The organism is Nocardia sp. NPDC005366 (assembly GCF_040606855.1).
GTDB lineage: Bacteria > Actinomycetota > Actinomycetes > Mycobacteriales > Mycobacteriaceae > Nocardia.
In genome coordinates this window covers 1-25616 of record NZ_JBEXFQ010000044.1, presented here as the reverse complement: position 1 = coordinate 25616, position 25616 = coordinate 1, and the positions used below count along the sequence as shown (strand labels likewise).

The 25616-nt window shown below is 66.3% G+C and carries 24 protein-coding genes; all 24 read left to right on the top strand.

What is annotated here, in order from left to right; translation table 11 throughout:
* Window positions 1–88: 88 nt before the first annotated feature.
* The 24 genes from argS to murA all read left to right on the top strand — a co-directional run bounded on the left by argS (window position 89) and on the right by murA (window position 25219).
* The gene (gene argS, locus ABZS43_RS32540) at window positions 89–1747 is read left to right on the top strand and encodes an arginine--tRNA ligase (protein WP_355039827.1); all 1659 of its coding nucleotides are present in this window, start codon (window positions 89–91) and stop codon (window positions 1745–1747) included.
* A 55-nt stretch (window positions 1748–1802) separates the two neighbouring features.
* Window positions 1803–3227, top strand: a complete 1425-nt coding sequence (gene lysA / locus ABZS43_RS32535) for a diaminopimelate decarboxylase (RefSeq protein WP_355039826.1) — start codon at window positions 1803–1805, stop codon at window positions 3225–3227.
* A 14-nt stretch (window positions 3228–3241) separates the two neighbouring features.
* Window positions 3242–4579, top strand: coding sequence for a homoserine dehydrogenase (locus ABZS43_RS32530; protein WP_355039850.1), 1338 nt, complete (start codon window positions 3242–3244; stop codon window positions 4577–4579).
* Entirely contained in the window at window positions 4576–5694 is a 1119-nt protein-coding gene (thrC, locus tag ABZS43_RS32525) for a threonine synthase (RefSeq protein WP_355039825.1), read from the top strand. Before ABZS43_RS32530 ends, thrC begins: the two co-directional genes overlap by 4 nt.
* 25 nt (window positions 5695–5719) lie before the next feature.
* Complete coding sequence (gene thrB / locus ABZS43_RS32520; RefSeq protein WP_355039824.1) at window positions 5720–6670, top strand: homoserine kinase; 951 nt, start codon at window positions 5720–5722, stop codon at window positions 6668–6670.
* Between the two features lie 445 nt (window positions 6671–7115).
* Window positions 7116–9290: a transcription termination factor Rho gene (gene rho, locus ABZS43_RS32515; protein ID WP_355039849.1), complete on the top strand. Its 2175-nt coding sequence runs from the start codon at window positions 7116–7118 to the stop codon at window positions 9288–9290.
* A gap of 73 nt (window positions 9291–9363) precedes the next feature.
* On the top strand, window positions 9364–9780 hold the full coding sequence (locus ABZS43_RS32510; RefSeq protein ID WP_355039823.1) for a hypothetical protein: 417 nt from the start codon (window positions 9364–9366) through the stop codon (window positions 9778–9780).
* Window positions 9781–9841: 61 nt separating this feature from the next.
* Window positions 9842–10072: a 50S ribosomal protein L31 gene (gene rpmE / locus ABZS43_RS32505; RefSeq protein ID WP_355039822.1), complete on the top strand. Its 231-nt coding sequence runs from the start codon at window positions 9842–9844 to the stop codon at window positions 10070–10072.
* Window positions 10073–10185: 113 nt separating this feature from the next.
* The gene (prfA, locus tag ABZS43_RS32500; RefSeq protein WP_355039821.1) at window positions 10186–11256 is read left to right on the top strand and encodes a peptide chain release factor 1; all 1071 of its coding nucleotides are present in this window, start codon (window positions 10186–10188) and stop codon (window positions 11254–11256) included.
* A 138-nt stretch (window positions 11257–11394) separates the two neighbouring features.
* Window positions 11395–12270, top strand: a complete 876-nt coding sequence (gene prmC / locus ABZS43_RS32495; protein ID WP_355039820.1) for a peptide chain release factor N(5)-glutamine methyltransferase — start codon at window positions 11395–11397, stop codon at window positions 12268–12270.
* Window positions 12271–12448: 178 nt separating this feature from the next.
* Entirely contained in the window at window positions 12449–13114 is a 666-nt protein-coding gene (locus ABZS43_RS32490; protein WP_355039819.1) for an L-threonylcarbamoyladenylate synthase, read from the top strand.
* 66 nt (window positions 13115–13180) lie between these two features.
* Window positions 13181–14326: an MraY family glycosyltransferase gene (locus tag ABZS43_RS32485; protein WP_355039818.1), complete on the top strand. Its 1146-nt coding sequence runs from the start codon at window positions 13181–13183 to the stop codon at window positions 14324–14326.
* 82 nt (window positions 14327–14408) lie between these two features.
* Window positions 14409–14867 (top strand): hypothetical protein, encoded by a 459-nt coding sequence (locus ABZS43_RS32480; protein ID WP_355039817.1) that lies wholly within the window; start codon window positions 14409–14411, stop codon window positions 14865–14867.
* Between the two features lie 243 nt (window positions 14868–15110).
* Window positions 15111–15959 (top strand): F0F1 ATP synthase subunit A, encoded by an 849-nt coding sequence (atpB, locus tag ABZS43_RS32475; RefSeq protein WP_355039816.1) that lies wholly within the window; start codon window positions 15111–15113, stop codon window positions 15957–15959.
* 79 nt (window positions 15960–16038) lie between these two features.
* Window positions 16039–16287 (top strand): ATP synthase F0 subunit C, encoded by a 249-nt coding sequence (locus ABZS43_RS32470; protein WP_040704792.1) that lies wholly within the window; start codon window positions 16039–16041, stop codon window positions 16285–16287.
* Between the two features lie 5 nt (window positions 16288–16292).
* The gene (locus ABZS43_RS32465; protein WP_355039815.1) at window positions 16293–16853 is read left to right on the top strand and encodes a F0F1 ATP synthase subunit B; all 561 of its coding nucleotides are present in this window, start codon (window positions 16293–16295) and stop codon (window positions 16851–16853) included.
* Window positions 16854–16872: 19 nt separating this feature from the next.
* Window positions 16873–17682, top strand: coding sequence for a F0F1 ATP synthase subunit delta (locus tag ABZS43_RS32460; RefSeq protein ID WP_355039814.1), 810 nt, complete (start codon window positions 16873–16875; stop codon window positions 17680–17682).
* A 58-nt stretch (window positions 17683–17740) separates the two neighbouring features.
* Window positions 17741–19378, top strand: coding sequence for a F0F1 ATP synthase subunit alpha (gene atpA, locus ABZS43_RS32455; protein WP_355039813.1), 1638 nt, complete (start codon window positions 17741–17743; stop codon window positions 19376–19378).
* Window positions 19379–19511: 133 nt separating this feature from the next.
* On the top strand, window positions 19512–20483 hold the full coding sequence (locus tag ABZS43_RS32450; RefSeq protein ID WP_355039812.1) for a F0F1 ATP synthase subunit gamma: 972 nt from the start codon (window positions 19512–19514) through the stop codon (window positions 20481–20483).
* A gap of 96 nt (window positions 20484–20579) precedes the next feature.
* Complete coding sequence (gene atpD / locus ABZS43_RS32445) at window positions 20580–22028, top strand: F0F1 ATP synthase subunit beta (RefSeq protein WP_355039811.1); 1449 nt, start codon at window positions 20580–20582, stop codon at window positions 22026–22028.
* A gap of 30 nt (window positions 22029–22058) precedes the next feature.
* On the top strand, window positions 22059–22427 hold the full coding sequence (locus ABZS43_RS32440) for a F0F1 ATP synthase subunit epsilon (RefSeq protein WP_355039848.1): 369 nt from the start codon (window positions 22059–22061) through the stop codon (window positions 22425–22427).
* A gap of 183 nt (window positions 22428–22610) precedes the next feature.
* A complete protein-coding gene (locus ABZS43_RS32435) occupies window positions 22611–23033 on the top strand; it encodes a DUF2550 domain-containing protein (protein WP_355039810.1) in 423 nt (140 codons plus the stop codon).
* A gap of 115 nt (window positions 23034–23148) precedes the next feature.
* Window positions 23149–23727, top strand: coding sequence for a cob(I)yrinic acid a,c-diamide adenosyltransferase (locus tag ABZS43_RS32430; RefSeq protein ID WP_355039809.1), 579 nt, complete (start codon window positions 23149–23151; stop codon window positions 23725–23727).
* A 211-nt stretch (window positions 23728–23938) separates the two neighbouring features.
* A complete protein-coding gene (gene murA, locus ABZS43_RS32425) occupies window positions 23939–25219 on the top strand; it encodes a UDP-N-acetylglucosamine 1-carboxyvinyltransferase (protein ID WP_355039808.1) in 1281 nt (426 codons plus the stop codon).
* The last annotated feature ends 397 nt before the right edge of the window (window positions 25220–25616 follow it).

Below are 25616 nucleotides of genomic sequence, written 5' to 3'. Positions count from 1 at the left end.
GTTGTGCTCTCTCGACGTGATGATTGCGCTGTGCTGCGTGGTGCCCGCCCGAAGGTGTTCACCTGCCCAGACCATAGGATAGAGACTCGTGACTCCAGCTGACCTTGCAGACCTCCTCCGCGTGATCGCCGCGAAGGTGCTCGTCGAACGTGGACTGGACCCCGAGGTCCTCCCCGCCGAGGTCACTGTGGAGCGTCCGCGTAATCCGGAACACGGTGACTATGCCACGAATGTGGCTCTTCAGGTCGGGAAGAAGGCGGGGACGAACCCGAGGGAGCTGGCCGGCTGGCTCGCCGACGCGCTGGGCGCCGCGGACGGCATCGCCGCCGCGGAGGTCGCCGGCCCCGGCTTCCTGAACATCCGGCTCGCCGCCGCCGCGCAGGCCGTGATCGTGACGAAGGTGCTGGCCGCCGGCGCGGATTACGGCACCGCCGACGTGTTGAGCGGCACCGCGATCAACCTGGAATTCGTCTCCGCGAATCCGACCGGGCCGATCCATCTGGGCGGCACGCGCTGGGCCTCGGTCGGTGACGCGCTCGGGCGCATTCTGGCCGCGCAGGGCGCCGATGTCACCCGCGAGTACTACTTCAACGACAACGGCGCGCAGATCGATCGGTTCGCCAACTCCCTGGTCGCCGCCGCGACCGGCGCTCCGACCCCGGAGGACGGGTACGCGGGCGCCTACATTAACGAGATCGCCGAGACGCTACTCGCGCAGCATCCTGATGCGCTGAACCTGCCGGACAACGAGCGGCACGAACTGTTCCGGCGCGAGGGCGTCGAGCTGATGTTCACCCACATCAAGCAGACCCTGCACGATTTCGGCACCGATTTCGACGTGTATTTCAACGAGAGCTCGCTGTTCGCCTCCGGCGCGGTCGACAGGGCCGTCGAGGATTTGAAGACGTCGGGCAATCTGTACGAGAAGGACGGCGCCTGGTGGATCGCCAGCACCGAATACGGTGACGACAAGGATCGCGTCGTCATCAAGAGCGACGGCACTTCCGCCTATATCGCGGGCGATATCGCCTATTTCCAGAACAAGCGGGCGCGCGGATTCGACCTGTGCATCTACATGCTCGGCGCCGACCATCACGGCTATATCGGCAGGCTGAAGGCCGCCGCCGCCGCGTTCGGCGACGATCCGAACACCGTCGAGGTGTTGATCGGCCAGATGGTGAATCTGGTGAAGGACGGCTCGGCCGTGCGGATGAGCAAGCGCGCCGGCACCGTCGTCACCCTCGATGATCTGGTCGAGGCCATCGGTGTCGACGCCGCCCGCTATTCCCTGGTTCGTTCGTCGGTGAATTCCAGTATCGATATCGATCTGGATCTGTGGACCAAACAGAACAACGAGAACCCGATCTATTACGTGCAGTACGCGCACGCCCGCACCTGCCGCATCATCGACAATGCGGCGGCATTCGGTTTCGCGTCCGTCGCACCGGATTTCGGCCTGATGACCTCCGATCGTGAGGGCGAGCTGATCCGCACCCTCGGCGAATACCCCCGGGTGGTGGCGAGCGCGGCCGAGATGCGCGAACCGCATCGGGTCGTGCGCTATCTGGAGGAACTGGCCGGTGCGTATCACCCGTTCCAGTCCGATGACGATATGCGGGTGCTGCCCCGGGGTGAGGAACCCGTCAACGCTCTCAACGCGGCCCGCCTCGAATTGGTCAAGGCCACCCGGCAGGTGCTGGCGAACGGACTCGGGTTGCTCGGTGTGAGCGCACCGGAGCGAATGTGAGTGCGCCGCTGTCGAGTTGCGTGCGCGCGCTCGCTGATCTCAGGAAGGAACTACGGTGAGTGCTCATCCCGCCGGGCCCCGGCACGCCGAAATCCCGCACGCCCCGAATCTGGCCGAGCGCCCTTCGGACTCGCGGCAGATGATCGATCTGCCCGCGAATGTCTGGCCCCGCAATGTCTCCCGTGACGACGGTGGCGTGGTTCGGCTGGCCGGAGTGCCGGTGTCGGATCTGGCCGCACGGTTCGGTACTCCGCTTTTCGTGGTCGACGAGGACGACTTCCGTTCCCGCTGCCGCGATATGGTGCGCGCCTTCGGGCCGGATGCTCGGGTGCATTACGCCTCCAAGGCATTCCTGTGCGGCGAGATCGCGCGCTGGATCCGCGACGAGGGCCTGTCGCTGGACGTCTGTTCCGGCGGTGAGTTGGCGATCGCCCTGCACGCGGGTTTCCCCGCACAGCGAATCGCGTTGCACGGCAACAACAAGTCGGTGGACGAGCTGGAGAGCGCCGTGCGCGCGGGCGTCGGGCACGTGGTGGTCGACTCGCTGATCGAGATCGATCGCCTGGAGGCGGTCGCGGGCGCCGCGGGTGTGGTGCAGGACGTACTCGTTCGCGTCACCGTCGGCGTGGAAGCCCATACGCACGAATATATTTCGACCGCGCACGAGGATCAGAAATTCGGCTTCTCGATCGCCGGTGGCGACGCCATGGAGGCTCTGGCGCTGGTCTTCGAGGCGAAGAATCTGCGACTGGTCGGCCTGCACAGCCATATCGGGTCGCAGATCTTCGAGATCGACGGGTTCGAGATCGCGGCCAGGCGCATCCTCGGCCTGCTGCGTGACGCCATCGACAAATTCGGTGCCGAGCGCACCGCCCAGATCTCGATCCTCGATCTCGGTGGCGGACTTGGTATTTCGTATCTGCCCAGTGACGATCCGCCGCCGCTGGACGAGTTCGCGGCCAAACTGCGCGGCTTGGTCGAGGCGGAAGCCGCCCACGCGGGTCTGCCGATGCCGAAGATCGCGGTGGAGCCCGGCCGCGCCATCGCGGGTCCGGGCACGGTCACCCTCTACGAGGTCGGCACCATCAAGGATGTCTCCCTCGACGGCGGCCTGCGGCGGCGCTACGTCAGCGTGGACGGCGGTATGAGCGACAACATCCGTCCGGCGCTGTATCAGGCCGATTACGACTGCCGCCTGGTCTCGCGTTCGTCCCAGGCGCGACCGGTCGTCGCGCGTGTGGTCGGAAAACATTGTGAGAGTGGCGATATTGTCATTCGCGACACCTGGATGCCCGCCGATGTCGGTCCGGGGGATCTGATCGCGGTGGCAGCCACCGGTGCGTACTGCTACTCGATGTCCAGCCGCTACAACCAGTTGACCCGCCCGGCGGTCGTCGCCGTTCGCGACGGGCAGCCGCGGCTGATCCTGCGCCGGGAAACGGTCGCAGATCTGCTCAGCCTGGAGGTACAACAGTCATGACCGCAGTGGCCAAGATCGGTAGTTGGGGAGCGGATCGCCCGCTCGGCGTCGCGGTCCTCGGCATGGGCAATGTCGGCACCGAGGTCGTGCGAATTCTGCGCGATCACGCGAGTGACCTGCACTCGCGTGTCGGCGCGCCGGTGGTGCTTCGCGGTGTCGCGGTCCGTGATCTCAGCAAGGATCGCGGTCTGCCCGCCGATCTGCTGACCGACGACGCCGACGCGCTGGTAGCCCGCGACGACGTCGACCTGGTGGTCGAGGTGGTCGGCGGGATCGATCCCGCCCGCCGACTGATCCTCGCCGCGCTGAACGCGGGCAAATCCGTGGTGACCGCGAATAAGGCCCTGCTCGCCGACTACACCGGCGAACTGGCCGCGGCGGCCGAGCGCAACCGCGCCGACCTCTACTTCGAGGCCGCCGTCGCCGGTGCGATCCCGGTGGTGCGTCCGTTGATCCAGTCGCTGTCGGGCGATCGGGTGAACCGAGTGGTCGGCATCGTCAACGGCACCACCAATTTCATCCTCTCCGCGATGGACGAGACCGGCGCCGATTATTCGGCGACGCTGGCCGAGGCCACCCGCCTCGGCTACGCGGAAGCCGATCCGACCGCCGATGTCGAGGGCTACGACGCCGCCGCGAAGGCCGCGATCCTGGCCTCGCTGGCCTTCCACACCAGGGTCACGGCCGCCGACGTCTATCGCGAGGGCATCTCGAAGATCAGCGCCGAGGATCTGGAAACCGCGTCCGCGGTGAATTGCACGGTCAAGTTGCTCGCCATCTGTGAACGGGTGGCCTCGGGGCCGGGTGAGCCCACCCCCGAGGAGGGCGGCAAGGAGCGTGTCTCGGTGCGCGTCTATCCGGCGCTCATTCCCCGCAAACATCCGCTGGCCGCGGTCAGCGGCGCGTTCAACGCGGTGGTGGTCGAGGCAGAGAACGCGGGCAGGCTCATGTTCTATGGTCAGGGTGCCGGCGGCGCTCCGACGGCGTCCGCGGTGCTCGGCGATCTGGTCATGGCCGCCAGGAACAAATTCTTCGGTGGCCGCGCTCCGGGCGAATCGGTTTATGCTGAGCTACCGATCGCGCCGATCGGCGATACGCCCACTCGCTACCACGTGAACCTCCAGGTCGAAGATGTCCCAGGGGTCCTGGCGAAGGTCGCGGGCGAATTCGCCAACCACGGCGTCAGCATCTCCACCGTCCGGCAGGAAGGGCACGGTGAGGGTGCGCGCCTGGTCGTTGTCACCCACCACGCGGTGGAGTCGGCGCTCGCGGATACCGTCGCCGCTCTCGCGGAGATGGCGTCCGTCACACATGTGACCAGCGTTCTGAGATTGGAAGGCACCGAGGAATGAGTACGACCGGGACCGGGTATCAGGGCAGCGGGGCGATCGCCCCGCAAGCGGGAGTGCATGCGCGCTGGCCGGGTTTGATCGCGGCATACCGTGATCGTCTGCGGGGTGCGGCCGACTGGGAGCCGGTGACCCTCTTCGAGGGTGGCACGCCGTTGGTGCCCGCACCGCATCTGTCCGAACTGACCGGCTGTGAGGTGTATCTCAAGGTCGAGGGTGCGAATCCGACCGGGTCCTTCAAGGACCGCGGCATGACGATGGCGATGACCGACGCGAAGTACCGGGGCCAGAAGGCGGTGCTGTGCGCCTCCACCGGCAACACCTCGGCATCGGCCGCCGCCTACGCGACCCGCGCCGGCATGAGCTGCGCGGTGCTGATCCCGCAGGGCAAGATCGCGATGGGCAAATTGGCTCAGGCCGTCATGCTCGGCGCGAAGATCATCCAGGTCGACGGCAATTTCGACGACTGCCTCGAGCTGGCTCGCAAGGTGACCTCGGATTTCCCCGAGGTCGGTCTGGTGAATTCGGTCAACCCGGCGCGGATCGAGGGCCAGAAGACCGCCTCGTTCGAAATCTGTGACGTCCTCGGCAGGGCACCCGATGTGCACGCGCTCCCGGTCGGCAACGCGGGCAATATCACCGCGTATTGGCGCGGTTACCGCGAGTACTACGCCGACGGCATCGCCACCGGTCTGCCGCGCATGCTCGGCGTGCAGGCGGCGGGTGCCGCGCCGCTGGTCAACGGTGCGCCGGTCTCGAATCCGGAGACCATCGCGACCGCCATCCGGATCGGCGCACCCGCGTCGTGGAACGGCGCGGTCGAGGCCAAGGAGCAGTCGGGAGGCGCGTTCCGCGCCGCCACCGACGAGGAGATCCTCGAGGCATACCACTTGGTCGCCGCGACCGAGGGCGTCTTCGTCGAGCCCGCCTCCGCGGCCAGCGTCGCGGGCGTGCTCGCGGCGCATAAGGACGGCTGGCTCGACACCGGGCTGACCGTCGTGTGCACGGTTACCGGAAACGGTCTCAAGGATCCCGATACCGCTCTGCTGGGAATGCCGCAGGTGCAAGCGATTCCGGTCGATCCGGTCGCGGTCGCCGCCGAACTCGAGCTGGCCTGAGTTGACTTCGCGCGACAGTCAACTGGTGTCGACGACACTGCCCGCCGGACTTTCGGTGACCGCGCGGGTACCGGCGTCCACGGCCAACCTCGGGCCCGGATTCGATTCGCTCGGGATGGCATTGGGCATCTACGACGAGATCGAGGTGCGCACCACCGATTCCGGGCTCACCATCCGGGTGGAGGGTGAGGGCGCCGACGACGTGCCGTGGGGGCCTTCGCATCTCGTTGTGCGGGCGATCGAACGCGGCCTCGAATCGGCGGGTGTGTGGGCCGACGGCCTCGATGTGGTGTGCCGCAACGTGATCCCACATTCGCGCGGGTTGGGTTCCTCGGCCTCGGCCGTGGTGGGCGGACTCGCCGCGGGCTGTGCCCTGGCGGCCGAACTGGATCCGGCACTGGCTACCGATTCGGCCCGATTGGTACAACTGGCCTCGGAATTCGAGGGCCACCCGGATAACGCCGCGGCCAGCGTGCTCGGCGGAATCGTGGTGTCCTGGACCGAAACCGCCGCCGACGCCGAGGGCCTGGACGTGCCGGATCACGGTCGGATCTATCGCGCGGTGCGGCTCGAACCGCATCCGTCACTGCGCCCGGTCGTGCTCATACCCTCGGTGCGCTCATCGACCGCGCACACACGCGGTCTACTGCCGGAGACCGTGCCGCACGCCGACGCGGCCTTCAATGTGAGCCGGGCGGCGCTGGCCGTGGTGGCGCTGACCGAGCGCCCCGATCTGCTGCTGCCCGCGACCTGCGACAAACTGCATCAGACCCAGCGTGCGCCCGCGCTGCCGCTGACCACGGCCTGGATCGCCAGGCTGCGGGCCGCGGGCATCGCCGCGACGGTCTCCGGCGCTGGTCCGACCATCCTGGCTCTCGGGACCGGTGAATTCCCGGCGGAACTGCGCGAACTCGCGGTCGCCGACGGGCTCCGGGTGGTCGAACCAGGACTCGCCGAAGGCGTCCACGTCGGCTGACGGCGAGTCCGTCTTGCCGATGCTTACCGTTGCCAGCTATCCTGAGGAAGTCCGTACATCGTGCGCATCAGACGCCGGTGCTTCATCAGGGCAATCGCTCCAGCAGGCTCCAGGCTCGAGCCTCCAGGCCATGGGGGTGCTGCGTAGCTGCGCAACTGGAATGATCTCTCCCACCTTTCATAACCCGGTGGCGAAGCCGCCGGTCCGGCGGGGCAGGTGATATACGGCATCCGAGTCCGGCACGGTGCCCGGACTGCGGGACGAAACCCTCGACATAGCACACGGCAATCGAGGGAAGGAAAGGATTTCCGTGACAGATACGGACCTGCTCGCGACCCCCGGGGTGGAATCCAACCCGAGTTCCTCGGGTGGCCGCGAAAGTGACTCCGGGCCTATTTCGAAGATGAGCGAAAAAACCGACGTCGCACGATCGGGGCTGACTGGAATGTTGTTGCCGCAGTTGCGCGCGCTCGCGGGGGAGCTCGGTATCCGAGGCACCTCCGGAATGCGCAAAGGCGATTTGATCGCCGCCATCAAGGAAAATCAGGCCGGAAAGCCGGCGAAGTCGGATAAGCCCGCGCGCGGCGAGGGGAAGGGCGAGCAGGCGACCCTCGATGTGACGCCGACCGCCGAGGCCCCCGCACCCGCGAAGGGTTCCGCTCCGGAAAAGAACGCCGCTCCGGCGAAGGAGGCGGCGTCCAAGGCCGCCGCGGCGCCGTCGAAATCCGCTCAGGCCGATTCGGCCAAGGCCGATTCCGGCAAGGCGGACTCCGCGAAGAACGACGCCGTGAAGAACGACGCTGTGAAGAACGACGCCGCGAAGAACGACGCCGCGCCGTCCGACACCGTGACGTCCGACACTGTGACGTCCGACACCGGGAAGGCCGACACCGCGAAGAACGGTTCGGCCAAGGTCGAGTCGGGCGTTGCGGCGGAAGCCACCGAGGATTCCGGCCGTGAGCCGGGTCAGCGTGGCCGCGGTCGGCAGCGGCGCGGCCGTGACCAGGCGCGATCCGGCGGCGGTGAATCCACTGCGGCCGAGGCGCGTGGTGACGAGCCGAAGCAGGATGCCGAACAGGGCGAGCGTCGTCGCGACCGCAATCAGGGCGACCGCAATCAGGGCGAGCGGGGCCAGAGCGAGCGGGGCCAGGGCGACCGCAATCAGGGCGACCGCAATCAGGGCGACCGCAATCAGGGCGACCGCAACCAGGGTGAGCGAGGCCAGGGTGAGCGAGGCCAGGGTGAGCGAGGCCAAGGCGACCGAGGCCAAGGCGACCGAGGCCAAGGCGACCGCAACCAGAACGGCAGCGCGGGCCCGCGAGGCGAAAGCAATCGCGGGGTCGATCGTGGCGGTGACGACGAAGAAGGCGGTCGCGGTCGGCGGGGACGCCGGTTCCGGGAACGTCGTCGCGGTCGCGACCGCGAGGGTGGCGCCGGGCCCGGTGAGGCCCGTGAACTCGAGATCCGCGAGGACGACGTACTCCAGCCGGTCGCGGGCATCCTCGACGTGCTGGACAACTACGCGTTCGTCCGCACGTCCGGCTACCTGGCCGGGCCGAACGACGTCTACGTGTCGATGAACCTCGTCCGCAAGAACGGCCTGCGCCGCGGTGACGCGATCACCGGTGCGGTGCGCGCCCCGCGCGACGGTGAGCAGAGCAACCAGCGGCAGAAGTTCGACCCGCTGGTGCGGCTGGACACCGTCAACGGCGGAGACGTCGAAGCGGCCAGGCGTCGTCCCGAGTTCAGCAAGCTGACTCCGCTGTACCCGAATCAGCGGCTCCGCCTGGAGACTCAGCCGAACAAGCTGACGACCAGGGTCATCGACCTGATCATGCCGATCGGCAAGGGCCAGCGCGCACTGATCGTCTCGCCGCCGAAGGCCGGTAAGACGACGATCATGCAGGACATCGCGAATGCGATCGCGACCAACAACCCCGAGTGCTATCTCATGGTCGTGCTGGTCGACGAGCGTCCCGAAGAGGTCACCGATATGCAGCGTTCGGTGAAGGGTGAGGTCATCGCCTCGACCTTCGACCGCCCGCCGTCAGATCACACCTCGGTCGCCGAACTCGCCATCGAGCGCGCCAAGCGCCTGGTGGAAATGGGCAAAGACGTTGTGGTGCTGCTGGACTCGATCACCCGATTGGGCCGCGCGTACAACAACTCCTCGCCCGCGTCGGGTCGTATCCTCTCCGGTGGTGTCGACTCGACCGCGCTGTACCCGCCCAAGCGGTTCCTCGGCGCGGCGCGCAATATCGAGAACGGCGGTTCGCTGACGATCATCGCCACCGCGATGGTCGAGACCGGTTCGACCGGTGACACGGTCATCTTCGAGGAATTCAAGGGCACGGGTAACGCCGAGCTCAAGCTGGACCGCAAGATCGCGGAGCGGCGCGTGTTCCCCGCGGTGGACGTCAATCCGTCCGGTACCCGCAAGGACGAGCTATTGCTCAACCCCGACGAGGCCGCGGTGCTGCACAAACTGCGCCGTGTTCTTTCCGGGCTGGATTCGCATCAGGCGATCGATCTGCTGATCGACCGACTGAAGAAGTCCAAGAACAACCTGGAATTCCTGATGCAGGTCAGCAAGACCGCGCCGGGCGCACTCGACGAATAGTCGAATCGCCACCGAAAGGGCCTCGCGTTCGCGGGGCCCTTTCGGTGTTTCCGGGCGGAAGAAGATAATTCCGATGGTCGCGGCGCCGACGATCATGACCGCGATGATCGCCGCCGTCGGCGCGATCGGGTCGGGATCGGCGCCCGCGGGCGTGCGGTACACGGTGAGTTCCGCGCCGGCCGGCGCGCTGGGGATATTCGGTGTCAGCATCCAGCCCACCGCGATGGCGAGTACTAGCGCCACGAAGACCGCCAACGCGATTCTGCTGGTCACGGTTCTACTCTCATCGGGCGAGCGGTGGATATCCGGTCGAGCGGGAGACCGGGCACTGTTCACGCTAGGAGCGCGCGGCGCGGTTTTCGCGGGTAGCCGACTACTCGATTCGGAGGGGGAACAAACCACGGGTCGGGGGCGTTTTGAGAGCGTAGAGGCGGTTCTGGCATACTGGATCGCCGTGCGTCTGTGCTGTCGCGCAGACAATCCCGCCTAGTCGGTTCCGGTTCACGCTCACGCTTGTGGGCGACCCGGCGACCAATATCGAGAGGACACCCATGAAGGCAGGAATTCACCCGACCTACGTCGACACCACCGTCGTCTGCGGTTGCGGTAACACCTTCCAGACTCGCAGCACCAAAGAGTCAGGACACATCACCGTCGAGGTCTGCTCGCAGTGCCATCCGTTCTACACGGGTAAGCAGAAGATTCTCGACACCGGTGGCCGCGTCGCCCGCTTCGAGGCTCGCTACGGCAAGCGCGCGGCCAAGAAGGCCGACGCCAACTAGCTTCCCCACCGACGCCCGGTTCTGCACTGCAGGCCGGGCGTCGGTGCATTTGTAGCGGTATTCCCGGCGGCCGTCGTCTCGGCCGCCGAGCACATCTGAGAGGAAGCACGACCATGACGCAGCCGTCCGCGATCGATGACATTCTGGCCGAGCACGCGGGTCTGGAGACGCAGCTGGCCGATCCGGCCCTGCACAACGATCCGGGTGCGGCCCGCCGGGTGGGTAAGCGATTCGCCGAGCTCGCGCCGATCATGTCCACCCACACCAAATTGCAGGCCGCTCGCGACGATCTCGCCGCCGCCAAGGAACTGGCCGCCGACGATTCCTCGTTCGCCGCCGAGGTCCCCGATCTCGAGGCCCAGGTCGTCGAGCTGGAACAGACGCTGGCCGACCTGCTGGCCCCGCGCGACCCGCACGACGGTGACGATGTGGTGCTCGAGGTGAAATCCGGCGAGGGCGGCGAGGAATCCGCGCTGTTCGCCTCGGATCTGGCGCGCATGTACGTGCGTTACGCCGAGCGGCACGGGTGGAAGGTCGAGATCCTCGGTGTCACCGTCTCCGATCTCGGCGGATACAAGGACGCGACGCTGTCCATCAAGAGCCGTGACGCCTCGCGGGACGGCGTGTGGTCGCGCCTGAAATTCGAGGGCGGTGTCCACCGGGTGCAGCGCGTCCCCGTCACCGAATCACAGGGCCGCATCCATACCTCCGCGGCGGGTGTCCTCATCTACCCCGAACCCGACGAGGTCGAAGAGGTGCAGATCGATGAATCCGACCTGCGCATCGATGTGTACCGGTCTTCCGGCAAGGGCGGTCAGGGCGTCAACACCACCGATTCCGCGGTGCGCATCACCCACCTGCCCTCGGGCACCGTCGTCACCTGCCAGAACGAGCGTTCCCAGCTGCAGAACAAGGCGCGGGCCATGCAGGTGCTGGCGGCTCGGCTGCAAGCGCTCGCGGAGGAACAAGCCGATCAGGAAGCCGCGGCCGGCCGGGCGAGCCAGATCCGCACCGTGGACCGCTCCGAGCGAATCCGCACCTACAACTTCCCGGAGAACCGGATCGCCGATCATCGCATCGGCTTCAAAGCCCACAACTTGGACACCGTCCTCGACGGCGAACTCGACGCGCTGCTCGACGCCCTGGCCAAGGCCGACCGTGAAGCGCGCATGTCCGCCGAATAATTCGCGTCGGCCTCGCTTCCTCGAATTCCGGGAAGTGCGTTACATCGGTCCAGTGATCGGGCACAGTGGGCTGTGGGCCCGGGTGGGCGGACCCGGTTCCTGTGTTCGATGCGAGAGGAAAGGCGGGGGTGACGGCCGATGACACGAATCGCGCTGCGTCCGGCTATCAACGAAGCCGCCGAGGTCCTGCGACAGGCCGGTGTGCACAGTCCGCGCGCCGACGCCGAACAGCTGGCAGCCCATCTGCTCGGGGTCGAACGCACCCGGTTGGTGCTCGTGCCGCTGGTCGAACCGGCTCTGCTCGAGCGATACCGCGATCTGGTCGCGCGCCGAGCGCGCCGCATCCCGCTGCAACATCTGACCGGTGTCGCGGCGATGGGCGAGATCGATCTCGCGGTCGGGCCGGGCGTTTTCGTACCGCGCCCGGAAACCGAATTGCTCTTCGCCTGGGCGCTGGCCTTTCTGGAGACGCTGCCGCACGATCACCAGCCGATCGTCGTCGATCTGTGCACCGGCTCCGGGGCCTTGGCGCTCGCCATCGCGCACGCTCGTCCGGACGCGCAGGTCCACGCGGTCGAACTCGACGCGAAAGCCCTGGAATGGGCCCGCCGTAACGCCGACAACCGCATCGCCGACGGCGACACCGCGATAACCCTGCACTCCGATGACGCGACCGACCCTGCGCTGCTCACCGAATTGAACGGTCGCGTCGACGTGGTCGTGTCCAATCCGCCGTATATCCCCGACGGCACCGCGCTGGACCCGGAAGTCGCCGACCACGATCCCCATCGCGCGCTCTTCGGCGGGGCGGACGGGCTCGACGTCATCCGGGGCATGATTCCGGGAATAACCCGGCTGCTACGGCCGGGCGGCGCCGTCGCCATCGAGCACGATGATTCGAACGGCTCCGAACTGGCCGCCCTGCTCGACAAGGACGGCGAATTCGTCGAGATCGTCGAACATCCCGACCTGGCGGGCAGACCACGTTTCGTCGCGGGCGTCCGCGCGCGGTGACGCCCGCCCCGGCACCGGGGTGACCGGGTCCGCGGGCGACGTCGCACCTGGCGTGAGACGGGTGGGCGGCGCCGAAATTCGGGCGAATCGGAGAAACCGCCCACATCCGATGCCGAGTTAGGGTCCGGGATCGACGGGGGATGATGGCGGGTGCCGCCCGTCGTGACAGGATGGGGCCGTGAGTACCGTCTACGACTGCGCGGATCCCGACTCGCGCGCCGCCGGACTGACCGCAGCGACAAGTGCCCTGAAATCCGGGCGGTTGATCGTGATGCCGACCGACACGTTGTACGGCCTTGCCGCCGACGCGTTCGATTCCTCGGCGGTGAGTTCGTTGCTGGCCGCCAAGCGCCGCGGCCGCGATATGCCGGTGCCGGTTCTGGTCGGGTCGTGGAACACCATCGACGGACTGGTGTTCTCGGTGCGCCCGCAGGCCCGTGAGCTGATCCGTGCCTTCTGGCCCGGCGGGCTGAGTCTTGTTGTGCAGCAGGCCCCTTCGCTCGCGTGGGATCTCGGTGACACCCGCGGCACGGTGATGCTGCGGATGCCGCTGCATCCGGTCGCGCTGGAACTGCTGCGCGAGGTCGGCCCGCTCGCGGTATCGAGCGCCAACGTCTCCGGGCAGCCGCCGGCCAAGACCGCGCCGGAGGCCCGTGACCAACTCGGCGATCTGGTCGGGGTGTACCTGGACGGCGGGCCGTCCGAACGTGCCGTCGCCTCCACCATCGTCGATCTCACCGCGGATCAGCCGCGCGTGCTGCGCGAGGGCGCGGTGCCGGTCGAGGAGATCGCCACTGTGCTCGGGATGTCGCCCGACGAGTTGACCAGTGCCGCTACGCGGTGAGCGGCGGACGGTGCGCGACGGGATGTCCGGCCGAGCGGTCCGACGGGTGATCGGGCGGTCGGTCGCATGAGTTCCATTGTTCCTTTGCGTGAGCTGTTGCTCGTCCTGCTCATCTCGGCGACGGTGACATTCCTGGCCACCGGTGGGATACGGGTGCTGGCGATCGCGTTCGGCGCGGTCGCGGTGCCGCGCGAACGCGATGTCCACGTGAAGCCGGTGCCGCGCATGGGCGGCGTCGGCATGTACGTGGGGCTGGTGGCCGCGGTGCTGTTCGCGCACCAATTGCCCGCCCTGCGCCGGGGTTTCGACTACGCGCCGGATATCCCGGCGCTGCTTGTCGCGGCCACGCTCATCGTGCTCGTCGGCATCGTCGACGACCGGTGGGGCTTGGACGCGCTGACGAAATTCGCCGGACAGGTCACCGCGGCGGGTGTCATGGCGGTGATGGGCCTGAGCTGGTACAGCATCTACAACCCGTTCACCAACTCCACGATCTCGCTGGACGCGCTGCAGGGCGGTCTCGTGACGGTCGCTGTCACGGTCACACTCGTCAACGCGATGAATTTCGTCGACGGCCTGGACGGACTCGCGGCCGGACTCGGGTTGATCTGCGCCGCCGCGGTATTCGTGTTCGCCGTCGGCCTGATGAACGAGCAGGGCGGTTCGGTCGATACGTATCCGCCCGCGTTGCTGGCCGCGGCGATGGCGGGGGCCTGTCTCGGATTCCTGCCGCACAATTTCCAGCCCGCCCGAATATTCATGGGCGATTCCGGTTCGATGTTGATCGGCCTGGTGCTCGCCGCGGTCTCGACCAGTGCGTCGGGCCGGATTCCGCTGCAGGGTTTCGGCCCGCGCGACATTGTCGGTCTGCTCTCACCGCTGTTGCTCGTCGGCGCCGTGATGTTCATTCCGGTGCTGGATCTGGTGCTGGCGATCGTGCGCCGGGTGCGCGCCGGGGTGAGTTTCTCGACACCCGACAAAATGCACTTGCATCATCGTTTGCTGCAGATCGGTCATTCGCATCGGCGCGTGGTGCTGCTCATCTATTTGTGGGTCGGTGTACTGGCATTCGGCGCGGTCGGAAGTTCATTGATGGATCGTCGACTGGTCGTTCTGCTGATGGCGGGCGGACTGGTTTTCGCGCTGGTCGTCACCGCGATCCCGGGCATGCGGCGCGGGGAGCCGACCGGGGACAGGCAGGCTCCGGGGTAAAGTCGCTCCACGTGAGCGAGCGGATCGACATTACGGCGTCAAGTAAAGACGCGACCGTCCCGAGTGGCAGCGAGGCCCGATCGTGAGCTTCACCCCCACCCCGGTTCCCGGCCCCGACGCACCGCTGCGCGCGGCACTGCGCTATGGCCTGATCGGCCTCGCGGTGCTGATCGTGCTCGCCGTCGCGATCGCGAGCGCGACCGCGGGTGTCGCCGGTCTGTGGGGGGCACTGCTCGGCGCGGCCATCGGCGGTGGATTCATCCTCACCACCGCGGCCGTCATCCTGTTCGGCGCGAAACTGCCGCCGAGCACCGCGGGCCTGGTCATGCTGGTCAGCTGGGTCGGCAAGGTGCTCGTGGTGCTGATCGTGGTCGGCGTGCTCAACCACTTCGACTTCTACGACCGCACCGCGCTGTTTCTCACCGTGATCGGCGCGCTGCTCATCGTCCTCGGCGCCGAGACCTACGGTGTTCTGCGCCAGAAGGTTCCCTACGTGACGACGCCCGCGGGCGACTCCGAACCGGACACCACAACCGAATAACATCACCCCCCTACACAGCGTCGTAGATAACTTGGTAAAGTGTTGGTAAGCAAGCGACCAAGTAGGGGGGATCAACCAGATCCCTTCCCGTGCCGCTATGCTTACTGCCGTGCCGGGGTCCGAGGGGTTCCGGTTCTGCATGTCGACGAACGTCGCCGACACACGTACAGACGCCCGGGCGGGTTTTGCCGCGCAGCTGCTGACGAATTTCGAGCCGACCTGAGTCGACCCAATTGATCGTCAATGTCCGATCGAACCGCGGGAATGACCGTACCCGCGGCCCGAACACGGGAGAGAACGCTGAGCGTCACCACTTTAGCGGGCGAGTTCCACGCGCCGTCGCTTACCGACTTCTTCCCTCCAGCTGTGCTGTTCGAGGGAACACCGTTCGAACTCGATCGATTGATGCTGATTCGGCTGCTGATGACCGCCGTTCTGGTCGGCTTCATGCTGCTGGCTTTCCGCTCTCCGAAGATCATTCCGCGCGGTATCCAGAATGTCGCCGAGACCGGACTGGTCTTCGTCAAGGAACAGATTTGCGACGAGATCCTCGGTAAGGAAACCGGTCGCAGGTTCTTCCCCTTGATCGCGACCATCTTCTTCACGGTTCTCTTTCTGAACTTCTCCGGCATCGTTCCGGGTTTGAACATCTCGTCGAACGCCCGAATCGGTATGCCGCTGGTGCTGGCCGTGGTCGCCTATGCCGCGTTCAACTACGTGGGTATCAAGAAGTACGGATTCCTCAAGTACATGCGCAGCAGCATCGTGGTGCCGAATGTGCCGCCCGCGCTGCACGTACTGCTGATCCCGATCGAGTTCGTCTCGACCTTCATCCTGCGTCCGTTCACGCTGACCGTCCGACTCATGGCCAATATGCTGGCCGGCCACATCATGCTGGTGCTGTTCTTCAGCGCCACCTGGTTCTTCCTGTTCGACGCCGTCGCGTGGATGAAGGTGTTCTCGCCGTTCTCGCTGCTCGCCGGACTCGGCTTCACGCTGTTCGAGATCCTGGTCATCTTCCTGCAGGCCTACGTGTTTGCGCTGTTGACCGCCGTTTACATCGGACTCGCGCAGCACGCCGACGACCACTGACCCGAACCGCACAACTACTGCCAAACCTGCTACACCGTGCCGACCGGCCGGTGAGCACAAGAAAGGGAATGGAAGACTCATGAGCCTCGCGTACCTGGCCCAGGAAGCTGCTACCTCCGAATCGACGTTCAAGGGCTTCGGCGCCATCGGCTACGGTCTGGCGGCCATCGGCCCCGGCATCGGTGTTGGCATCGTCGTCGGTAAGGCCATCGAAGGCATCGCCCGTCAGCCCGAGCTGCAGGGCACGATCCGCACCAACATGTTCCTCGGTATCGCGTTCACCGAGGCGCTGGCGCTGATCGGTCTCGTCGCCGGCTTCATTTTCTGATTCCGATGTACGAGTTCAGTTTGCTCGCCGCGTCGGAGGGAGAGGATGTCAATCCTCTCATCCCCGAGACGTACGACATCGTCTGGTCGGTGGTCTGCGTCGCGATCATCGCGTTCGCTTTCTACAAGTACGTCATCCCGCGCCTGACCAAGGTGCTGGACGAGCGTGCGGACAAGATCGAGGGCGGTATCGCCCGTGCCGAGGCCGCGCAGGAAGAGGCTCAGGTCACGCTGCAGCAGTACCAGCAGCAGTTGGCCGACGCCCGCCTCGAGGCCGCCCGCATCCGGGAGGACGCCCGCACCCAGGGCCAGCAGATCCTCGCGCAGATGCGGACCGAGGCCCAGGCCGAGAGCGACCGCATCGTCGCCGCCGGCCACAGCCAGCTGGAAGCCCAGCGCCAGCAGATCCTGACCGAGCTGCGTTCCGAAGTCGGCCGTACGGCCGTCGATCTGGCCGAAAAGATTATCGGACAGTCGGTTTCGGACGAAGCCAAGCAGTCGGCGTCGATCGAGCGGTTCCTTGCCGAACTCGACGACACCGATGCCGGTATCGGGGTCGGAAGGTAACGACGCGAAAGTGAGAAGCATGTACGCAGCGAGCCGCGAGGCATGCGCCCGGTCGCGGGAGGCGCTTCGCGCCGCTCTGACCGGAAGCAACGGTGTCGCCGCCACCACGGGCTCGGAACTGTTCGCCGTTGTCGCCGTGCTGGACGATCAGCGTTCGCTGCGTGTTGCGCTCGCGGACGTGTCGGTGCCCGGCTCGGCCCGCGCCGAGCTGAGCGAGCGGGTCTTCGGCGGCAAGGTCAGCCCTGCCACGCAGGCGGTGCTGACCACCGCGGTCGCACAGAACTGGTCCCGCACCGCCGATCTGGTCGACACCCTCGTGTTGCTCGGCCAGGAGGCGCTGCTGGCGTCTGCCGCCGACAGCGATCGGCTCGACGCGGTCGAGGACGAGCTGTTCCGGCTCGGCCGAATCGTCGGCGACAACCCGGACCTGGAGCGGGCGCTCTCGGATCGCGCGACGTCGGCATCGGCCAAGCGTGAACTGCTCGCCCGGCTGCTGACCGGCAAGGTCGAGCCCATCACCCTGACCCTGGCGGAACAGGTGGTGACTCGGCAGCGGACCAGTATCGACGCGTCCTTCGACGAGTTGTCCGACCTGGCAGCGGCCCGTCGCGACCAGATCGTCGCGCTCGTGCACGCCGCGATCGCCCTGACGACGCGACAGCGAGAGCGGCTCGCCGCCTCTCTGGGGCGTATCTACGGCAAGCCGGTCACGGTGCACGTGCAGGTCGACCCGAGTCTGCTCAGCGGCCTGGTCGTCCGCGTCGGCGACGACGTGATCGACGGCAGCGCCATCGGCCGACTGGAGCGGCTGCGTCGCGAACTCGCCTGAGTCCCGCAGCGCACCACCACCCGACATTCGAGACCCACACAGCGAGAGCAGGAAGAACATGGCGGAGCTGACGATCTCCTCCGACGAGATCCGTAGCGCGATCGAGAGCTACACCCAGAGCTACACCCCCGAGACCTCCATCGAAGAAGTCGGTGTGGTCACCGACACCAGCGACGGCATCGCGCACGTCTCCGGCCTGCCCTCGGCAATGGCCAACGAGCTGCTCGAGTTCCCCGGCGGCGTGCTCGGTGTGGCGCTCAACCTGGAAGACCGCGAGATCGGTGCGGTCATCCTCGGCGAGTACGCCCAGATCGAAGAGGGCCAGGAAGTCCGCCGCACCGGTGACGTGCTCTCGGTCCCGGTCGGCGACAAGTTCCTCGGTCGCGTGGTGAACCCGCTCGGCCAGCCCATCGACGGACTCGGCGAGATCGAGGCCGAAGAGCAGCGCGTACTCGAGCTGCAGGCCGCGACCGTGCTGGAACGTCAGCCGGTCGAGGAGCCGCTGGCCACCGGCATTACCGCCATCGACGCCCTGACCGCGATCGGCCGTGGCCAGCGTCAGCTGATCATCGGCGACCGCAAGACCGGCAAGACCGCGGTCACCATCGACGCGATCCTGGCGCAGAAGGCGAACTGGGAGTCGGGCGACCCGGCCAAGCAGGTTCGCTGCATCTACGTCGCCATCGGTCAGAAGGGTTCCACCATCGCGGGCGTCAAGACCGCGCTTGAGGCCCACGGTGCGATGGAGTACACCACCATCGTCGCCGCTCCCGCGTCGGACTCCGCCGGCTTCAAATGGCTGGCCCCCTACACCGGTTCGGCGCTCGGCCAGCACTGGATGTACCAGGGCAAGCACGTCCTCATCGTGTTCGACGACCTGACCAAGCAGGCCGAGGCGTACCGCGCCATCTCGCTGCTGCTGCGTCGCCCGCCGGGCCGCGAGGCGTACCCGGGTGACGTCTTCTACCTGCACTCGCGCCTGCTGGAGCGTTGCGCGAAGCTGTCCGACGCGATGGGCGCGGGCTCGATGACCGGTCTGCCGATCATCGAGACCAAGGCCAACGACATCTCGGCCTTCATCCCGACCAACGTCATCTCCATCACCGACGGCCAGGTCTTCCTCGAGTCCGACCTGTTCAACAAGGGTGTCCGCCCGGCGATCAACGTCGGTACCTCGGTCTCCCGCGTCGGTGGCGCCGCCCAGACCAAGGGCATGAAGAAGGTCGCCGGTTCGCTGCGTCTGGAAATGGCGCAGTTCCGTGAGCTGGAGGCGTTCTCGGCCTTCGCCTCCGACCTCGACGCCGCGTCGCTGGCGCAGCTCGAGCGTGGCGCCCGCTGGGTCGAGCTGCTCAAGCAGGACCAGTACTCGCCCGTCGCGGTCGAGGACCAGATCGTCTCGATCTACCTGGTCGACGCCGGCTACTACGACTCGGTTCCGGTCGCCGACATCCGCCGCTTCAACGCGGAGCTGATCGAGGATCTGCACCGCGAAGCGGCCGACGCCTTCAAGTCCATCGAGGGCGGCAAGGTGCTCGCGGGCGACGCGGCCGATGCCATCAAGGCGGCGACCGACAAGTTCAAGCAGGGCTTCCTCGCTTCCGACGGCAGCCGCGTGGTGAACGAGGCGGCCGCGGGTGAACTGGACCACGAAGAGGTCGAGTCGCTGTCGGTCACTCGCAAGCACGTCGAGAAGTAGACGGCGGTCTGTGATGAGTCATTCGATCCGCGGCGAGAGCGACGGGCAGGCGTGCGTTCGCGCGCTGTCCCGCGCTCGCCGTCGATTCACCCCAGCTCCCCGCTCGTGCGGGGATGAGGCAGGAGTGTGAACCGTGGCAAATTTGCGTGAATTACGCTCCCGCATTCGTGGTGTGAATTCGATCAAGAAGATCACCAAGGCCCAAGAGCTGATCGCGACATCGCGAATCTCCAAGGCTCAGGCCAGGGTGGCGGCCGCGAAGCCGTACGCGGAGGAGATCACCAAGGTTCTCGGAGAGTTGGCGAGCGCGTCGCAGAATCTGGCGCACCCGCTGCTCACCGAACGTCCGAACGCGCGTCGTGCCGCCGTCCTGGTCATCACCAGTGACAGCGGCATGGCCGGCGGTTACAACTCGAACGTGCTCCGGCGCGCCGAAGAGTTGATGACCACGCTGCGCGGCGAGGGCAAAGAACCGGTGCTGTACGTGATGGGCAAGAAGGGTGTGACCTACTACACCTTCCGCGGCAGGAATCTGATCGCCTCGTGGGCCGGGTTCTCGCAGCAGCCGAAGTACAGCGATGCCTCGGCCGCCTGCGCCCATCTCGTCGAGAGCTTCATGGCTGGCTCCGAGGGCGAGGTCGAGAATCCGGACGGCAGCGGCACCATCGCGGGCGTCGACGAGTTGCACATCGTGTACACCCGTTTCGTCTCGATGCTGACCCAGACCCCCGAGGTTCGCAGGCTCGCCCCGATCCAGGTGGAATTCGTCGACGAGAGCTTCGATCTCGGCGAGGACAGTCTGTCCGACTCGCCGACAGCGCAGGTCTCGGCGCAGTACGAATTCGAGCCCGACGCCGATGTACTGCTGGCGGCCCTGCTGCCCAAGTACGTCAACACGCGTATCTACGCGTCGTTGCTCGAGGCAGCGGCATCCGAGTCCGCGGCTCGGCGCACCGCAATGAAGGCGGCCACCGACAACGCCAACGAACTCGCCAGTGTGCTTCAGCGCGAGGCGAACTCGGTGCGGCAGGCCCAGATCACGCAGGAAATCAGCGAAATCGTCGGCGGCGTGAACGCGCTGGCGTCGAGCTCGGACCGCGACTAAGCGCCGCGGCATGAACAACTGGCCCGAACGCGGCGGCTTGCGTAACCACGCAGGGCCGGTGCATGCCGCAAATCGACACAGAGAGAACCAATCCAAATGACCGCAGCTGTCACTCAAGACAACACGAGCCGGACCGGCGCCGCCGCAGGCCGCGTCGTCCGGGTCATCGGCCCCGTCGTGGACGTCGAGTTCCCGCATGGCGCGATCCCCGAGCTGTTCAACGCTCTGCACGCCGAGATCACGCTGACCTCGGTCGCCAAGACCCTGACCCTCGAGGTCGCCCAGCACCTCGGCGACGGCATCGTGCGCACCATCTCGATGCAGCCGACCGACGGCCTGGTCCGTGGCGCGTCCGTCTCCGACACCGGCAAGCCGATCTCGGTGCCGGTCGGCGACGTCGTCAAGGGCCACGTGTTCAACGCGCTCGGCGACTGCCTCGACACCCCGGGTCTCGGCCGCGACGGCGAGCAGTGGGGCATCCACCGCAAGCCCCCGTCATTCGATCAGCTCGAGGGTAAGACCGAGTTGCTCGAGACCGGTATCAAGGTCATCGACCTGCTGACCCCGTACGTGAAGGGCGGCAAGATCGGTCTGTTCGGTGGCGCCGGTGTCGGCAAGACCGTTCTGATCCAGGAGATGATCACCCGTATCGCGCGTGAGTTCTCCGGTACGTCGGTGTTCGCCGGCGTCGGTGAGCGCACCCGTGAGGGCACCGACCTGCACCTGGAAATGGAAGAGATGGGCGTCCTGCAGGACACCGCCCTCGTCTTCGGCCAGATGGACGAGCCGCCGGGCACGCGTATGCGGGTGGCGCTGTCGGCTCTCACCATGGCTGAGTACTTCCGCGACGTGCAGCACCAGGACGTGCTGCTGTTCATCGACAACATCTTCCGGTTCACCCAGGCCGGTTCCGAGGTGTCGACCCTGCTCGGCCGTATGCCCTCCGCCGTCGGTTACCAGCCCACGCTGGCCGACGAGATGGGTGAGCTGCAGGAGCGCATCACCTCGACCCGTGGTCGGTCCATCACCTCGCTGCAGGCCATCTACGTGCCCGCCGACGACTACACCGACCCGGCCCCGGCGACCACCTTCGCCCACCTGGACGCGACGACCGAGCTTTCCCGCCCGATCTCGCAGAAGGGCATCTACCCCGCCGTCGACCCGCTGACCTCGACCTCTCGTATCCTCGAGGCTTCGATCGTCGGCGACAGGCACTTCGCGGTGGCGAACGAGGTCAAGCGGATCCTGCAGAAGTACAAGGAACTGCAGGACATCATCGCCATCCTCGGTATGGACGAGCTCTCCGAAGAGGACAAGGTTCTCGTCGGCCGCGCCCGTCGTCTGGAGAAGTTCCTCGGCCAGAACTTCATCGTGGCCGAGAAGTTCACCGGTCAGGTGGGCTCGGTGGTTCCGCTGGAGCAGACCATCGATGACTTCGACCGGGTCTGCAAGGGCGAGTTCGACCACTTCCCGGAGCAGGCGTTCAACTCCTGCGGTGGTCTCGACGATGTCGAGGCGGCCGCCAAGAAGATCGCCGGAAAGTAGTCACCCATGGCGACTGAGTCCAATAACGGCATGTCAGTTGATCTCGTCGCTGTCGAGCGACGGCTCTGGTCGGGACAGGCGTCGTTCGTCAGCGCCCAGACCACCGAGGGCCAGATCGGCATCATGGCGGGCCACGAGCCGCTGCTCGGCCAGTTGGTCGAGGGCGGCATCGTGAACATCGTTCCTGTCGAAGGCGATCGGATCGTCGCGGCGGTGCACGGTGGCTTCTTCTCGGTCACCGCCAACTCCGTCCGGATCCTGGCCGAATCCGCTGAATTCGCGGGTGAGGTCGACGTCGAGGCGGCCCGCAAGGTGCTCGCCGACACGACGGCCACCGAGGAAGAGCAGAAGGCGGCCCAGGCTCAGGTGCGTGCGGTCGAGCAGGTCGCACAGCTCTGAGACCAACCGGTTCGTGAATATCCCCCTTGTCGGCGGCGAAGTTCTCTTCGCCGCCGACAAGGGTATTCAGCCCCACCTGTTCGAGCGTTTGTACACTCGTGTTTGAATGTCGCATCGTAAGGGTATCCGGCGGAGTTGGTGATCGGCCGTCGAGCGAAAGGACGAACAGCATTGCAGACCGGGATGGTTGTTCTGATCATTCTGGTGTCGGTGCTGGTCGCACTCGCCTTGATATCCATCTACCGGCTCGTCATGCTGCGTCGGGGCGGCACCGCCGCGATTCTTCGGGTACTGCCCGCGCAGGGCGGTCAGGGTTGGCGACACGGCGTGATCAGATATGACGAGGATCGCGTCGTCTTCTACAAACTCACGAGTTTGCGGCTCGGCCCCGATTCCACCATCAAGCGTCGTGGCATCGAGATCGGTGACCGGCGCGGTCCGGTCGGCGACGAGTTCGACATCATGACCGACGACATCATCGTCACCGCGGTCTCCGACGTCGACGGCGATTACGAACTCGCCCTCGACCGAGGCGCGCGCGCGGCTTTCCTCTCCTGGGTCGAGTCCCGCCCGTCGGACCGCACCCGTCGTCTGCCGGGCCTGTAGCCATCCGGCGTTAGGCTCGACGTCGTCACGACTGAATTCGCCCGCGCACGGGACTCGTCGGGTACACCCCGGCCGTCGCCCGACCGGCGAGAATCGCGGAGAGGCGGAAAGCCGCATGAGTGTGCACCTGACTCGGATCTACACCAGGACCGGTGACGACGGAACCACGGGTCTGAGCGACTTCTCCCGTGTCGACAAGACCGATCCGCGACTGGTCGCCTACGCCGACTGCGACGAGACCAACGCGGCGATCGGCGTCGCGATCGCGCTGGGGCAGCCGGACCCCGGATTACTCGAAGTGCTGCGACAGGTACAGAACGATCTGTTCGACGCGGGCGCCGACCTCTCGACCCCCGTGGTGGCCGAGCCGAAATACCCGCCGCTGCGAATCACCCAGGACTACATCGACCGGCTCGAAGGCTGGTGCGACGAGTTCAATGCCGAACTGGCGCCGTTGAATTCGTTCATTCTCCCCGGCGGCACCCCCTTGGCCGCGTTACTGCACACCGCCCGCACCGTGGCGCGGCGGGCGGAGCGGTCGGCCTGGGCCGCGGTGTCGGCCCACCCGGAAGACACCGCCGTCCTGCCCGCGAAATACCTCAACCGCCTGTCCGATCTGCTGTTCATCCTCAGTCGCGTCACCAACCCGGAGGGCGACATCCTCTGGAAGCCGGGCGGCGGCAAGAAGGATTAGTCCGGCCGGCGATCACGAGACCGCCGCGACCGCGAAGCCCTGTGACATCTGCTGCCGAATACGAGCCTGCCGACCGGCCGGCGGCGTGCGCGGAATCCGAATCATCGCAGGGCGAGTACTACGAGATGAATCGCGCGACTAAGCGGTCGGTCGGGTACCGGGATCGCGTACACGCGCGTATGTCCCGCCGGCGATGGATAAGCTAACCGGTGTGAGCGAACGGTTTCTGGTCACCGGGGGCAATCGGCTCGTCGGCGAAGTCGCAGTGGGAGGCGCGAAGAACAGCGTCCTCAAGCTGATGGCTGCTGCCCTCCTGGCGGAGGGCACGTCGAGGATTACCAACTGCCCCGACATCCTCGACGTGCCGTTGATGGCCGAAGTGCTGCGCGGACTCGGCTGCGAGGTCGCCATCACCGACGATTCGCCCGGCGATCGCTCCGTGGTGACCATCAACACCCCCGCTGAACCGAAGTACCACGCGGATTTCCCTGCGGTGACCCAGTTCCGTGCCTCGGTCTGCGTCCTCGGACCGCTGATGGCGCGCTGTAAGCGCGCGGTGGTGGCGCTGCCAGGTGGCGACGCGATCGGTTCGCGTCCCCTCGATATGCACCAGGCAGGCCTGCGACTGCTCGGCGCGACCAGCGAAATCGAGCACGGCTGCGTGGTCGCGCGTGCCGACGAACTGCAGGGCGCGCGCATCCGGCTCGATTTCCCGTCGGTCGGCGCGACCGAGAACATCCTCATGGCGGCGGTGCTGGCAGAGGGGGAGACGGTCATCGATAACGCCGCGCGCGAACCCGACATCGTCGACCTCTGCAACATGCTGGTGCAGATGGGCGCCCGGATCAGCGGCGCGGGCACGTCTGTGCTGACCATTCAGGGCGTGGAACGCCTGTCGCCGACCGACCATCGCGTCATCGGCGATCGCATCGTCGCGGCGACATGGGGGATCGCCGCATCGATGACCATGGGTGACGTGAAAGTCACCGGGGTCAACCCGAAGCACCTGTCACTGGTGTTGGACAAGCTGCGTTCCGCGGGCGCGCGCATCTCCTTCGATGTGGACGGCTTCCGCGTCGTTCAGCCGGAGCGCCCGCGCGCGGTCAACTTCTCGACCCTGCCGTTCCCCGGATTCCCGACCGACCTGCAGCCCATGGCGATCGGGCTGGCGGCGATCGCCGACGGCACATCGATGATCACCGAGAACATCTTCGAGGCGCGCTTCCGCTTCGTGGAAGAGATGATTCGCCTCGGCGCCGACGCGCGCACCGATGGACACCACGCTGTCGTCCGCGGAATTCCGCGACTGTCGAGCGCGCCGGTGTGGTCCTCCGATATCCGGGCGGGCGCTGGCCTGGTGCTCGCGGGTTTGGTCGCCGACGGAGTGACCGAGGTGCACGACGTCTTCCATATCGACCGCGGTTACCCCAATTTCGTGGAGCAGCTCCAGTCGCTGGGCGGCCTGGTCGAGCGTGTCGGCGCCCCGGATTGACCTTTCCGGCAGGTTACGTCGAGCTTGCATCGACGAAAACCGTTCCTGACCAGGCGATTTGACATCGTGCACGTCGACACGTAACTTTATCCAAGTCAGAGCGACACGGACACCGACCCGGGGCTCAGCGGAGACGCTGAGAACGCTCAACGGAAACGTTGGGACAGGGAAACGAGGTAGTACGAGGAGCGCCTGGCGATCACACTGGTTCGGTTGGGATCCTGGATTTGGTTTCGGGTGATCGGCTGCGCTAAGCTTGTAAAGTTGCCTCACTGATTGATCGGGTGTTTGCCTGTGAGATGGTGTGTGCGTGTGTTCTTTGAGAACTCAATAGTGTGTCGATGAATGTCAGTGCCAAATGTTTTATTTGGTTCCGGCTCTTTCATACCCCCGTATG

Excerpts from the sequence above, each read along its gene's own strand:
- thrC (WP_355039825.1), top strand. The coding sequence starts at position 4,576 with ATGAGTACGACCGGGACCGGGTATCAGGGCAGCGGGGCGATCGCCCCG.
- rho (WP_355039849.1), top strand. The coding sequence starts at position 7,116 with ATGTTGTTGCCGCAGTTGCGCGCGCTCGCGGGGGAGCTCGGTATCCGA.
- ABZS43_RS32510 (WP_355039823.1), top strand. The coding sequence starts at position 9,364 with ATGGTCGCGGCGCCGACGATCATGACCGCGATGATCGCCGCCGTCGGC.
- rpmE (WP_355039822.1), top strand. The coding sequence starts at position 9,842 with ATGAAGGCAGGAATTCACCCGACCTACGTCGACACCACCGTCGTCTGC.
- prfA (WP_355039821.1), top strand. The coding sequence starts at position 10,186 with ATGACGCAGCCGTCCGCGATCGATGACATTCTGGCCGAGCACGCGGGT.
- prmC (WP_355039820.1), top strand. The coding sequence starts at position 11,395 with ATGACACGAATCGCGCTGCGTCCGGCTATCAACGAAGCCGCCGAGGTC.
- ABZS43_RS32485 (WP_355039818.1), top strand. The coding sequence starts at position 13,181 with ATGAGTTCCATTGTTCCTTTGCGTGAGCTGTTGCTCGTCCTGCTCATC.
- atpB (WP_355039816.1), top strand. The coding sequence starts at position 15,111 with ATGTCCGATCGAACCGCGGGAATGACCGTACCCGCGGCCCGAACACGG.
- ABZS43_RS32470 (WP_040704792.1), top strand. The coding sequence starts at position 16,039 with ATGAGCCTCGCGTACCTGGCCCAGGAAGCTGCTACCTCCGAATCGACG.
- ABZS43_RS32465 (WP_355039815.1), top strand. The coding sequence starts at position 16,293 with ATGTACGAGTTCAGTTTGCTCGCCGCGTCGGAGGGAGAGGATGTCAAT.
- ABZS43_RS32460 (WP_355039814.1), top strand. The coding sequence starts at position 16,873 with ATGTACGCAGCGAGCCGCGAGGCATGCGCCCGGTCGCGGGAGGCGCTT.
- atpA (WP_355039813.1), top strand. The coding sequence starts at position 17,741 with ATGGCGGAGCTGACGATCTCCTCCGACGAGATCCGTAGCGCGATCGAG.
- atpD (WP_355039811.1), top strand. The coding sequence starts at position 20,580 with ATGACCGCAGCTGTCACTCAAGACAACACGAGCCGGACCGGCGCCGCC.
- ABZS43_RS32440 (WP_355039848.1), top strand. The coding sequence starts at position 22,059 with ATGTCAGTTGATCTCGTCGCTGTCGAGCGACGGCTCTGGTCGGGACAG.
- ABZS43_RS32435 (WP_355039810.1), top strand. The coding sequence starts at position 22,611 with ATGGTTGTTCTGATCATTCTGGTGTCGGTGCTGGTCGCACTCGCCTTG.
- ABZS43_RS32430 (WP_355039809.1), top strand. The coding sequence starts at position 23,149 with ATGAGTGTGCACCTGACTCGGATCTACACCAGGACCGGTGACGACGGA.